Origin of the sequence: Chryseobacterium panacisoli, from assembly GCF_008274625.1 — a bacterium.
GTDB classification, from domain to species: Bacteria; Bacteroidota; Bacteroidia; order Flavobacteriales; family Weeksellaceae; genus Chryseobacterium; species Chryseobacterium panacisoli.
In genome coordinates, this window is record NZ_VTRU01000007.1 from 120,211 (window position 1) to 133,397 (window position 13,187).

The window sequence follows — 13,187 nt, forward strand, 5'->3', positions numbered from 1 at the left end:
TTATTGTAGAATAGGGGCGTTTTTCTGAAAAATAATCTTACAGACCCGTGTTTCTGTTATTTTTCATCATACTTTTCATGTTAATAGAAAAGGAAATTTTCGGTTCAGTCAAATAGACATGCTAAAGCCCTTCATTACAAACATTAAAAAAATCGGTTGGGGATAAATAGGTAAAAATGTTGATAATTAAATATTAAATCACGGTTTTGGTATTTTAATTCCCGTTTCCATTGACTATTTTTGTAAGTTGATTTACGTTTTTATGTCAGATATTATTCAGCTTTTACCGGATCATGTAGCCAACCAAATTGCAGCGGGAGAGGTGGTGCAGCGGCCTGCATCCATCGTGAAAGAACTTTTGGAAAATGCTATTGATGCAGATGCAACGAAGATTGAATTGATCATCAGAGATGCCGGGAAAAACCTTATTCAGGTGGTAGACGACGGAAAAGGAATGTCCGAAACAGATGCCCGTATGGCATTTGAAAGACACGCTACCTCCAAAATCAAAGGAACAGAAGATATCTTTAAGATTGCTACAAAAGGTTTCCGGGGTGAAGCACTGGCTTCTATTGCAGCAGTTTCACAGGTAGAGCTCAGAACGAAACAGAAAGATACATCCATTGGTACCAACATTTATATTGAAGGTGGAGTTTTCCAGTTTCAGGACCCGGTTCAGACAGCAGACGGATCAAACTTTTTAGTAAAAAATCTTTTCTATAACGTTCCTGCAAGAAGGAAGTTTCTGAAAAATAATAATATCGAATTCAGACACGTAATTGATGAATTTCAGCGTGTTGCATTGGCTCATGAGAATCTGGAGTTTTCACTTTTTCATGATGATGAAGCCGTTTTCAGGTTGAGAAAAGGAAGTCAGATGCAGCGTATTGTAGATGTTTTCGGAAGAAAACTTCAGCCGCTTCTGATTCCTATCAAAGAAGATATTATCTGGTGTAAACTTCATGGATTTGTTGCCAAACCCGAAGGGGCAAAGAAAGCAAGGGGAGAGCAGTTTCTTTTTGTGAACGGAAGATATTTCAGAAGCCCGTACTTCAATAAAGCAGTACAGGAAGCCTTTGAAGGACTTCTGCAGCCAGGATATGTTCCTTCGTTTTTCCTGTTCCTGGAGCTTGATCCGGAGAAAATTGATGTGAATATCCATCCACAGAAAACCGAAGTGAAATTTGAAGATGAACACCTTATTTTTGCTTTGCTCCGCTCAACCATCAAAAGATCTTTAGGGATTTATAATGTCTCTCCAAGTCTTGATTTCGACAGAGATCCGGAGTTGGATGAAATGATGAATAAACCGATTCCAAGCAAAGGAAACGGTGGTGGAAGTGGTTTTGTGAAAATGCCGGAGATCATTGTAGACAAGGATTATAACCCGTTTTTGGAAGAAAAAAATGTAGTGCATCCGGAAGAAATTCAGAATCTTACGGAAATGTACCATCAGAATATTACCGCTGAACCTTCAAAGATTAATTTATTTGAAGATGAAGATTTTGACGAAGATCTGATGAGACTCCCGAACGGCTACTGGCTTTTCAATAAAGGTGATGTGACATTGATGCTGGATCTCGGAAGAATGCACAGACTATTGGTTTCTGAAGGAAATAAATCTACCAGAAAATCAAACACAAACAGCCATGCCCTTCTTTTCTCTCTGGAGTATCATATGAATGAGATTGAGAAGACAAAATACAATTCGATCAAAAAATATCTTCCGGAATTAGGGTTTGACATGAAAATTGCTCATGAAAGTGTACTTAGAATAGATTCACTTCCTGAAGGGCTGAAAGAAACCCAGGCCATGAAATTCCTGGAGAACCTTTTTGAAATCCTGGAATACAAGACAGAAGAGGAATTTTTGCAGTACTATCATAACCAATGGAGCAAAATGCAGTCGAAGTCAAGATTTGACTTTATTTATAAAAAAGATGCGGAACAGCTTATCAAAGACTTTACAGCATTAGGCTTCCCGGAATTTTTACCGGATGGAAAAAGATGCTATTATGAAGTTCCGTTTAATGATTTTAAAAACAAATTTTAAAAAATTATGTTTAACAATATACCGCCAATTACAAGGAATATTATTATAATCAATGTTATAGTATTTATTGTTACTTATTTCATGGGAAACCAGATGATTGGTTATCTCGCGGGTTTTTATCCGTTCTCACCTTTTTTCCATTCATGGCAGGTTATTACCCATATGTTCATGCACGGAAGCATCATGCATATTTTATTTAACATGATGACACTCTTTAGCTTTGGACCCATTCTGGAACAGACATTGGGAGATAAAAAATATTTAATCCTTTATTTTGCAAGCGGTTTAGGGGCATTTTTTCTTTTCAATTTGTGGAATTTTGTAGAAGTTCAGCAGCTTTCCAATGAGTTGGAACAGCTTGGATTTAATGTAAATGCATATTTGTCTGGCGCCAGTGTTGAGTTTGCGGGCAATGCCGATTCTATTCTTAAGCAAAAAGAATTACTGGAAAACTTCAAAGGTATTGTAGCCACCCCTATGGTAGGAGCATCTGGAGCTATTTTCGGAGTTGTGGCGGCATTTGCAACCCTATATCCGGATTCTAAAATTGGAATTATGTTTATTCCGGTTCCTATAAAAGTAAAATACCTTCTGCCTATTATTGTTGTTGTTTCCGTGTACCTTGGGCTTTCTGGAAACGGAGGTGGCATTGCTCATCTCGCTCACGTAGGAGGTGCGTTGGTAGGTTGGTTGTTGGCATTAAGCTGGAAAAAGCATTTGTACCGTTTCAATTAAAATAATATTGTGAAGGTTTTCCGACTCATACTGTTCGTCCTGCATCTGGGAATTCTGTTTTTACTGCTGGGCACATTATTGAATGCCTATGTCCCACCAAAGGTTTTTCCATGGTTTAACTTGCTTTCCTTGGGTTTTCCCGTACTTATGATCTTTTATATTATTCTGACGATATTCTGGGTGATAAGCTGGAAAAAAAGAGCTTTTGTATTCATGTTTGCGGGGCTGGCATTGATCAACCCTGTTAAAAGATGGGTGAATTATTCTTCTCCTAAAAATGGAGATTCAGAAATAAAAATTGTCTCTTTCAATACCAGGGCGGGTGGAAGAGGAAATGCGGAAATTGAACCCTATCTGAAATCTCAGAATGCGGATGTTATTCTTTTGCAGGAAGATGCTGGTAAAGATTATCAATTTGAAGGATATCAGAAAGTAAATCCGGGGGCAGGGTTAACAATTTTGACCAAACATAAGATCATTAATCATAAGATTATAGATCCAAGGGATGAAAACATAAGAGTTCCTGGTTTACAGGCAGATATAGAGATTAATGGAATAGTATACCGGTTTATGGATGTATATCTTAATCCGTTTCACTTTGATAAAGACATGGTAAGACTTAATGGAGATACGGATACCAACGAACAAAAAGCAAAAGATGTTGTAAAAAGGCTGATTCCCACCTTTAAAAAGCATCAGGATCAGGTAGCACTTATTCGAGAGATCATTAATAATTCGCCTTATCCCGTAATTCTGACCGGAGATTTCAATTCTGTTCCCAATTCTTATGAATATTATCATTTATCAGATGGGCTTGAAGATGCATTTTTAACTGCCGGAAAAGGCAGTGCAACCAGTTTTCACGATTATAAGTTCCCAATCAGGATCGATTATGTTTTTTCTTCAAAAGCATTAAAGGCAATATCTTATGAAGTTGACCGTTCTGTAAGTATTTCAGATCATTATCCTGTCATCGTGAAATTTTCCACGGAGAGCAAATAATCATAAAAAGAGTTAAAATTATCTGCTTGGTAGGATTTTTGTTGAAAGAAAACCGTACCAAGACCGTTTTTTCATGAAGTCGAATCAGATATTACTATTTATACATATCGTTATTGCTGTTTTGCTGTTATGCACATTAGGGAATGCATGGATTCCGCCTAATCTTTTGGGCTACCTTAATCTGCTTTCACTTGGTTTCCCCTATCTGATTGCTGCACATTTGATTCTTACCCTGATATGGATCTTCAAAAAACAAAAAATAGCCATCGCTTTTGCATTAGGTACACTTATCTTCTATAATCCCATCAGACGATGGATCAATTTTTCTCCAAAAACAGAGAATGGAAAAACAATACGGGATATTAAAGTATTAACATTTAATGTGAAATATGGAGAATACGGTTGGGATAAAGTGAAAAATTATATAAAAGAACAGGATGCAGATATTATTCTTGTGCAGGAAAAAGACACCAATCGCGCCATAAAGCGGGATCTTATAAAATATCCTTCTGTTATTCTGAAAACAAAACATAAAATTGTAAGACAGGCAGAGCTGATTGATGAGAAGGCAAGAGGAAATTCATTCTACGCTGATATTGATATCAATGGAAAGGTCATCAGAATCATCAATGTTTATCTTGAACCTTTCAGACTTCATAAGTCAATGTTTACGAAGTTAGATGCCCTTGGGTTTGGGAATGTTTCTACATTGCTGTCTCACATGACCCCTACATTTCAGGCCCATGAAGATCAGGTAAAAAGAATCAGAAAAATGGTAGATTTATCTCCTTATCCGGTTATTTTGGCCGGAGACTTTAATTCTGTTCCCAATTCTTATGAATATTATAATCTGGGAAAAGACCTTCAGGATGCATTTTTAGTGGCAGGAAAGGGAAGTGCAAGCAGTTTTCATGACTATAAGGTACCTTTGAGAATTGATTATATTTTCAGTTCAAAATCCATTATTCCTCTAAGCTATAAAGTAGATCAATCTGTGAAATTATCGGATCACTATCCTGTAATTGCAGAATTTCTGCTAAATTAGTTCCATGAAAAATATACTGTCTGCGATTTTTATTTTCACAATTCTTCTCACTGCGTGTTCCAAGAAAGAATCTCCGGGATTCGCCGCTGAACAGGATGTTAAAAGGAACTATGACACTATTGCTGTTGATTCCTTTTCTACCGGCGCTGTTTCAGTAGATATTGCCCGAAAGATAAGAATGTCTTCTCCTCAATATCTGGATTCTGTAAAACAGGCTAAAAAGCTTCAGGAAGAGGAGAACAAGCTAAAGGCAGAGCTTGAAAAAGAAAATAAAGCAAAACAGGAAGAGGAAAAGAAGAAGGCTGAAGCAGAAAAGAAGCAGAAGTCTGCAGAAACATCGGCTGCTCAGGAGATTAAAACACAATAAAGCCAATATCATTAAAAATATACAATATGAAAAAACAAATCCTTACAGCAATAGTGATCTCAGTATTCACTGTAGCATGTACAAAATCAACAACGAAAACAGAAGAGGTAGAAAATGCTGACGGATCAGTTACTACAACGACTACCACCGTTACAGAAACCCCAACCACTGTTGATACCGCGAAGATCAACAATGCGAAAGAAGATGTGAAGGCGAAAGTAGATGCTGCCGGAAATAAGATTGACGATGCCGCCCAGAAGGCTAAAGATAAAATTGACGCAACAGCTGATAAAACAAAGCAGGATCTTCACAAGGCTGGTCAGGATATCAAAACCGAAGCAAATAAAGTAGGGCAGGATGCCAAAGAGGCCGCCAAAAAAGGAGCTTCAAAAGTAGAGGAAGCCGCGAAAAAGGTAAAAGAAGATTTAAGTAAATAAAATAAATGCCGTAATTCAACTTGAATTACGGCATTTTTATTTGTTAATTGTAAGAAGTCTTTTTTTCTTACTTATTCATTTCCAGTAAAGGATCAATATATTCTCTGTCGTTGCTTAGCCTCGGCACTTTATTTTGCCCGCCAAGTTTTCCTTTAGCTTCCAGCCAGTGATAGAAAAGGTTGGTTTTAGCAATATGTACGATAGGCCTTTTAAGGGTCATATTGTTGTATCTCTTTGCTTCATAATCAGAGTTGATGGTCTTTAAATGCTTATCAAAAGCATCGATAAAGTTATCAAGATCATCCGGATGCTGACTGAATTCAAAGATCCATTCATGGGCACCTCCTTCATTTCCTTTCATAAAGACAGGAGCTCCTGTGAAATCCGTGATCTGTGCTCCCGTAGCCTCGCAGGCTTTTGAAAGAGCAGATTCCACATTGGTGATCATTAGTTCTTCACCAAAAGCATTGATGTAATGTTTGGTTCTTCCTGTTATTTTTATTCTGAATGGGTTGGTTGATGTAAAGACAACGGTGTCACCAATCAGGTATCTCCACAGGCCGCCGTTGGTTGTAATTACCATTGCATAGTTCTTGCCCACTTCCACATCTTCCAGGCTTACTACCTTCGGATTTGAAAAATGGAACTGATCCATAGGAATGAATTCGTAAAATATACCGTAATCCAGCATCAGCAGCATCTCATCACTGTCTGATCTGTCCTGTATCCCGAAGAAGCCTTCAGAAGCATTGTAAATTTCGTAGTAATTAATGTTTTTTCCGATGATCTGCCTGAATTGCTCCCTGTAGGGCTTAAAACTGATTCCACCGTGAAAAAACACCTCCAAATTCGGCCATAGCTCTGAAATATTTTCAATATTGGTTTCCTTTAGAACCTTTTGAAGAAGAACCATCATCCAGCTTGGTACCCCAAGGATACTTCCCACATCTTCGTTTTTTACTTCAGAAGTGATTGCTTTCAGTTTACTTTCCCATTCTCCCATCAGGGAAACTTTTTTACTTGGAGTTGTGGTAATTTCTACCCAAAACGGAAGATTATCAATTAAAATAGCGGATAAATCGCCAAATTTTGTATTAAAATCAGCATAGAGTTCAGAACTACCTCCTAAACGTAAATTTTTATAATTAAAAAGCTGGTTTTCGGGGTGATTATTGGCATAAATGGATACCATGTCCTTTCCTGCCTTCATGTGGCAGTATTCAAGACTCTCGGCAGAAATAGGAATGAATTTGCTCTTAGCATTGGTGGTTCCCGATGATTTGGCAAAATGTTTAATGAGTCCCGGCCAGCTTATATCTTTCTGACCCTGCCTTGCTTTTTCAATATAAGGCTCCATTTCTTCATAGGTAACAATTGGAACTTTGTTTTTAAAGTCCTGATAACTTGATATAGAGTTGAAACCGTATAGTTTACCATATTCTGTATCCTCCGCATGAAACAGCTGTGAGAAAAGTATGCCTTTCTGGGTCTCAATGGGATGGTCCATGAAATTCTGTATCTGATCTATCCTCTGACGGATAAACCAGTTGACTACGGTATTGAAAAGTGCTTTGGTTGCCATTCCAACAAATATAATGATATTTGAATTTTCTGAAAATTTTTTACAGAATTAAATAAAAAAACCGTTACAAAATATGTAACGGTTTGATATTTAGATTATTGTTTCTTAGCAATACTCATCATATGCAGCCTGAAGGTTTGCTGCGATAGCACCTGCAGGGTTCCCTTCGATGTGGTGTCTTTCCAGCATATGAACCAATTCACCATCTTTGAAAAGAGCTACACATGGAGAACTTGGAGGGAACGGAGCAAGGTGTTTTCTTGCCTCAGCTACAGCCTCAGTATCAAATCCTGCAAATACAGTTGTTAAATGATCAGGTTTCTTATCTCCGGTCAAAGAGTATACAACTCCAGGTCTTGCAGCACCTGCTGCACAACCACATACGGAGTTAATTACCAATAATGTAGTTCCAGACTGCTTCAACGCATCTTCTACCTGAGTTGGAGTTGTCAAGTCCTGGAAACCTTTATCTGTAAGCTCTGCCTTCATAGGCATTACTAAATCTGTTGGATACATATATTTTGTTTTTATCTGTACAAAGTTAAGCATTTCTTTGCGTTTGTTCAATATATAAAAACTATCAATCGATTAGTCATATAAAATTAATCAAATATTAATATTGTAATAATATTCAAAAAAATGTGAATTAAGATTAGGAATAATGGAAAATTATTATTAATTTTGAAATGATTCTGAAAAACAAACGACCATGAAAAAAACATTTAAGGCTTTCCCTCAAGCAATCAATCACTTAAATACTCTATGAATATGGTAGTATCTTAATTCTTTTTTCAGTTTAGAATCAAAACTGATTAACAAACTTTAATATCCAAAGAAAGTGAAGCCCGGAACTGAAAAAGTTCCGGGCTTCTTTAATCAAATCGATATGCAAAGGTTGTATATCCTAATATAAATGGTTGAAAATAAGTTGAGGGGTTATGGAACTGCCATCAACGGTTAGTTTTCAACTAAGACAGCAACTTTTTAGCCATTTCGGAAATACTTTTTCCGTCTGATTTCCCGGCTAATACTTTTGAAGCTGCTCCCATTACCTTCCCTAAATCTTTAATAGATTCAGCTCCGGTTTCAGAAATAATATTTTTAATTTCTGTTTCAAGTTCTTCAGCAGAAAGCTGTTTAGGTAAAAATTTCTCAATTACTTTCATTTGAGCTTCTTCTACTTCAGCAAGATCCTGTCTCCCTTGAGTCGAAAACTGCTCAAAAGAATCTTTACGCTGCTTGATCATTCTCTGCAGAATAGCAATTTCCTGCTCTGGAGAAACTTCAGCACCTCTTGCTTCCGTTTGTAAAAGAAGAATCTGAGATTTTACAGCACGAAGAGAATCCAGAGCTACTCTGTCTTTTTCTCTCATGGCTGTTTTTATAGCTTCGCTTATAATATTTTCTAAACTCATGGTTTGGGCTTTAGGCTTTAGGCAATAAGCAGTAAGCCTTTTGATTCGGCTGTAATAGCCTATAGCTTACTGCGTACCGCTTATAGCATTTAATCTACGTCTTTATTTAAAAATCTGTTTTCTCTGATCTGCATAGATCCATTGTTGTCAGACAGATACGTGTTGATGTTCTGATCTGAAGCATTGGTTCCGTCGATCGAAATATTTTTTCTTTTGAAAGCGGGAATAGATTCAAATTCGCTAGTGCTGTCAAAGCTTTGGTAACGGGAATTGAATTCTTTCAATTTATTTCTTCTTTCAATCACTCTGTCCTGGTCCATCGTTTTATTCACAAAAGTGAATTCTGATTCTTCCGTTTTCGGAGTTTCAATTTCTGTTTTGTTTTCAACAGCTTTTCTTGTTTCAGCTTTTGGCTCTTCCTGTTTTTGGTAGAAAGTTTCAATCTTCTGAGCCGGTTCAGCTACAGCAGCATTGGTAGGGTTATTAAATTCTGCTTTTGGCTGCCCAAAATCGGTATTAGGCTCATTTCTGACAGGTTCGTTTACAAAGAAACTGAATTCAACAGGTTTTTCTTCCGTAAAAGAGTTGCTGAATGGAGTTCCCGATTGTGGCTCATCTTTTTTATTATCGAAATCAAATGAGAAAGACTGAATTTCCAGATCATTTGGATCTTCATTCTCTTCGTCAATAGAAAATAAGCTGTATTCCTGCTCGGCTTCTTCTTCATTTTTCCACGCCTGCTCAGGAGTATTTATATTGTCCTCCTCTTTATCAGAGAATTTTATTTCGGGTTTCACCTGCTCTTCTTCAAGAATCATTTTTTTTTCAATAGATGTAACCTTGAACTGTGTGCTGTGGTCTTCATCATCTAATCTGAAATGGTTGGCTCTGCTGGAGTCATAGGTGGTATCAGGTGCAGATTCTCTTTCCTCTCTTGTTTTGAAAGGTGAGTTTTTGGGAGCATCAAAGCTGTCGTTAAGACTGATTCTGATTTTCTCTGTAGGTCCTGAAAATTTCTTATTCTCGTTAGAGAACCCTGTTGCAATAACAAGAACACTTACTGCATCTCCCAATTCTTCATCAGCACCTACTCCGAAGATAATATCTGCTGTGTTCCCTGCTTCTTTCTGAATGTGGTCCATGATGATACCAATCTCATCCATGGTCACTTCTTCAGCGCCACTTCTGATCAATAACAGAACGTTTTTGGCACCTGTAATCTTATTATCATTCAATAACGGAGAGTCCAGGGCTTTTCTTACCGCTTCTTCGGCTTTATTTTCACCTGAAGCTGTTCCTGTAGACATCAAAGCCGTACCTGAATTCTGAAGTACAGATTTAGCATCTCTAAAGTCAATGTTTACATCAAAGTAACCTGTAATGACTTCTGCCATACCTTTGGCAGCATTGGCTAAAACTTCATCGGCTTTTGAGAATCCCTGTTTGAATCCAAGGTTTCCGAACTGCTGTCTTAGTTTATCATTGTTGATCACAATTAATGAGTCAACATTATTTTTTAATTTATCAAGACCGTTTTCAGCCTGATCCAGTCTTCTTTTACCTTCAAAACTGAAAGGAACGGTAACGATACCTACGGTTAAAATTCCCATGTCTTTTGCTACTTTAGCAATGACAGGAGCCGCACCAGTACCGGTACCACCACCCATTCCGGCAGTGATAAACACCATTTTAGTGTTTTGGCCCATAGCAGCTTTAATATCTTCGATACTTTCGATTGCCGATTTCTCTCCAACCTCAGGGTCTGCACCCGCTCCAAGACCTTCTGTGATCGTGGTTCCTAACTGAACTTTATTAGCAACCGGGTTATTATCAAGAGTCTGAGCATCTGTATTACAAATCACGAAATCAACTCCGTGAATTCCTTTCTCGTACATGTGCTTCAGAGCGTTGTTTCCACCGCCCCCTACACCGATTACTTTTATAATGGATGAATTTCCTTTTGGCAAATCAAATGAAAATCCTTGTGTACCTATATTTTCCATAACTATACTTTTAATAATTATAATTGATAATTGACTGATGATAATTGATAAGGAAAAGATCGTTTATCGCTTATCATTCATCATTTATAATTTATTCTACTTCTTCAAAGAATTTTTTTACTTTTTCCATAAGCGACTGTCCGAAGGTCAATTTCGCCTTTCTGTTCTCTTGTCTTTCGTTCTCAAAAGACTGCTGCTCCTGAACAGGTGCTGCCTGCTGAACCTGCTGAACAGTTTCTGTCTGTACCGAAGCGGTTTCCGGCTTTGGCTGTTCTGCAACAACTTCTATGATGTCATCAGCATTCTGCTTTTTGTCTCTGATCTTTAAACTCTCCATCAGTAACCCGATAGACGTAGCAAATTCAGGGCCTTTCAGGTATTGATTTTTATCGTTGGCGATATATTCATTCGCAAAACCGATTCTGCTGTCAAAACCAGTGGTATAATTGGCCAGTTGACGAAGATGTTTTAAGTTTGAACCACCACCCGTAAGAACGATTCCCGCAATAAGCTTTTTCTTTTGTTCAAAAGCACCGTAAGCTTTCAGTTCTGTATTGACCATTTCCAAAACTTCTTCTACTCTTGCATTGATGATCTGTGCTAAAGTTTTTAAAGAAATTTCTTTGTCCGGTCTGCCGTGAAGCCCCGGAATGGTTACAAAAGTACTGTCTTTTTCTAATTCGGGAACAGCCGAACCAAACTTTACTTTCAGTTGTTCTGCATGTTTTTCTATAATGGAACAACCTTCTTTGATATCTTCGGTAATAATTCCGCCTCCGTATGGAATCACACAGGTATGACGGATGATATTATCTTTAAATATTGCAATATCTGTTGTACCACCACCAATGTCAACAATAGCGACACCAGCTTCTTTCTCTTCTTTGGTAAGAACAGCTTCAGAAGACGCCAATGGCTCTAAAGTAAGGGCTTCCATTTCTAATCCGGCTTCACGAACGCATCTGGCAATATTTCTGATGCTGCCCATTTGGCCTACTACAACGTGGAAGTTGGCTTCTAACCGCTTTCCATGCATCCCGACGGGCTCCTGAATTTCACCCTCGGAATCCACTTTATATTCTTGAGGAAGTACATGGATAATTTCTTCTCCGGGAAGCATAACCAGCTTTTTCACCTGATCTTTTAACGCTTCAATGTCATCGTCTGTAATAAATTTATCAGGATGTTCACGCATAATATAATCGGAGTGCTGCAGAGAACGAATGTGTTTTCCTGCAATACCTACCGTAACTTTGCGGATAGGAACACCGGCACTGGATTGTGCTTCGGATACTGCAGCCTTGATTGAATTAATAGTCTGTGAAATATTATTCACAATACCTTTATGAACACCAAGACTTTTAGCTTTTCCTACACCGAGAACTTCTATTTTCCCGTGTGCATTCCTTCTTCCGACAATCGCGACTATCTTTGTTGTCCCGATGTCCAGACCTACTGAATACTCTTGATTTTCCATTTTTATATCGATTTGATTTTTTCTACTTTTTCCTTTTTTTTCTCTAAGGATGATCTTTTATTTGTGTATTGAACGTCCCGAAAAGACTTATTCTATTTTTACTTTTGCCTTTGGCTTGGACAAGGCCTTAGCGGTTGATTTTTTCTCTGTTTTTTTCGCCTCGTTTGTATGTGTTTTTGGTTTCGTACTCTCTTTCTGTTTTGCCGGAATGGAGCTTGTTTTTTTTGCTTCCGTTGTCTTTGGTCTGGTCTCGGTCTTTTTTACTGCCGCCATTGGAGTAGGTCCCTTTGCCAGTTCTAGTTTTCCAGCTTTTAAAATACTGTCATTTTCTTTAAAATAAGGGTTTAAAGTAGTAACAATCTGATTCTGATATTTTACAGAAACCATGCTGTACTTCTGAGGATCCTGGTAGACAAGATATTTTTCCACGAAGGTTTTAAATCCTTTTACTTTAAAATCAATATTATCCAGATCTCCAATCTCTACCCTGTAATTTCCTTCACTCGTCAAAAGATTGTAGCTTTCTTTGCTTTTTGAAATCCCGATAAAATATTTCTTACTGAAATCATCTTTGTCTATCTTTCCTACCAGTTCTGCCAGTTTTTCATATTCATCCGGCTGTACATTCCCGGTTACCAGCATACATGGATGAGAATATGTTCTTGAAATTGGAAATTCAACTCCTTTTTCATCTACGTAAAAGTCTTTTCCATCTTTATTAAGCCTGAAAACAGGAACTCTCTGCTTGATATCCAGATTCAGTTTTCCATTCAGGTTCAGATAGACATTGGCACTGTCAACCGCCGGAAGTGAATTGATTCTTTTTTCTAAAGAGGGAATATTAAGATCACCTACTTTTCCAGAGGGATTTTCTTTTCTTACAATCTCCCTGATGTCTTTTTCATCAACAAAATAAACCGGAGTTTTTTCACTCATTTTTACAGAAATCTTATTGTCTGTAATCTGTTGGTGGCTGAATCTCTTCAACGAGAAACTCAGTAACAATCCAAGGATGATTACAGTGACAGCAATTTTTAATATTCTGTATTTATTTTTCATATTTTTTCTTCG

Annotated in this window: 12 protein-coding genes; 6 read left to right on the forward strand and 6 right to left on the reverse strand. The window is 37.6% G+C overall.

Translation table 11 applies throughout. The features are described from left to right. The first annotated feature begins 262 nt into the window (after positions 1-262). The 6 genes from mutL to FW781_RS20675 all read left to right on the forward strand — a co-directional run bounded on the left by mutL (position 263) and on the right by FW781_RS20675 (position 5,639). Positions 263-2,053, forward strand: a complete 1,791-nt coding sequence (gene mutL / locus FW781_RS20650; protein WP_149389154.1) for a DNA mismatch repair endonuclease MutL — start codon at positions 263-265, stop codon at positions 2,051-2,053. Between the two features lie 6 nt (positions 2,054-2,059). Then, a complete protein-coding gene (locus tag FW781_RS20655) occupies positions 2,060-2,788 on the forward strand; it encodes a rhomboid family intramembrane serine protease (RefSeq protein WP_149389155.1) in 729 nt (242 codons plus the stop codon). Positions 2,789-2,797: 9 nt separating this feature from the next. Continuing rightward, positions 2,798-3,790 (forward strand): endonuclease/exonuclease/phosphatase family protein, encoded by a 993-nt coding sequence (locus FW781_RS20660; protein ID WP_228720248.1) that lies wholly within the window; start codon positions 2,798-2,800, stop codon positions 3,788-3,790. A gap of 73 nt (positions 3,791-3,863) precedes the next feature. Further along, entirely contained in the window at positions 3,864-4,835 is a 972-nt protein-coding gene (locus FW781_RS20665; protein WP_172625772.1) for an endonuclease/exonuclease/phosphatase family protein, read from the forward strand. Between the two features lie 4 nt (positions 4,836-4,839). Beyond that, the gene (locus tag FW781_RS20670; protein ID WP_149389157.1) at positions 4,840-5,202 is read left to right on the forward strand and encodes a hypothetical protein; all 363 of its coding nucleotides are present in this window, start codon (positions 4,840-4,842) and stop codon (positions 5,200-5,202) included. A 26-nt stretch (positions 5,203-5,228) separates the two neighbouring features. Then, positions 5,229-5,639, forward strand: a complete 411-nt coding sequence (locus FW781_RS20675) for a hypothetical protein (protein ID WP_149389158.1) — start codon at positions 5,229-5,231, stop codon at positions 5,637-5,639. 67 nt (positions 5,640-5,706) lie between these two features. Here the strand turns inward: FW781_RS20675 and FW781_RS20680 are convergent, their stop codons facing one another. The 6 genes from FW781_RS20680 to FW781_RS20705 form a co-directional block, all read right to left on the reverse strand. Further along, complete coding sequence (locus FW781_RS20680) at positions 5,707-7,221, reverse strand: GH3 auxin-responsive promoter family protein (RefSeq protein ID WP_149389159.1); 1,515 nt, start codon at positions 7,219-7,221, stop codon at positions 5,707-5,709. Positions 7,222-7,326: 105 nt separating this feature from the next. Next, entirely contained in the window at positions 7,327-7,737 is a 411-nt protein-coding gene (locus tag FW781_RS20685) for a BrxA/BrxB family bacilliredoxin (protein WP_047379990.1), read from the reverse strand. A gap of 452 nt (positions 7,738-8,189) precedes the next feature. Continuing rightward, positions 8,190-8,636, reverse strand: coding sequence for a GatB/YqeY domain-containing protein (locus FW781_RS20690; RefSeq protein WP_149389160.1), 447 nt, complete (start codon positions 8,634-8,636; stop codon positions 8,190-8,192). An 89-nt stretch (positions 8,637-8,725) separates the two neighbouring features. After that, positions 8,726-10,639: a cell division protein FtsZ gene (gene ftsZ / locus FW781_RS20695; RefSeq protein WP_149389161.1), complete on the reverse strand. Its 1,914-nt coding sequence runs from the start codon at positions 10,637-10,639 to the stop codon at positions 8,726-8,728. Positions 10,640-10,730: 91 nt separating this feature from the next. Beyond that, the gene (gene ftsA, locus FW781_RS20700) at positions 10,731-12,116 is read right to left on the reverse strand and encodes a cell division protein FtsA (protein WP_149389162.1); all 1,386 of its coding nucleotides are present in this window, start codon (positions 12,114-12,116) and stop codon (positions 10,731-10,733) included. 87 nt (positions 12,117-12,203) lie between these two features. Beyond that, entirely contained in the window at positions 12,204-13,175 is a 972-nt protein-coding gene (locus tag FW781_RS20705; protein WP_172625773.1) for a cell division protein FtsQ, read from the reverse strand. Positions 13,176-13,187: the final 12 nt, after the last annotated feature.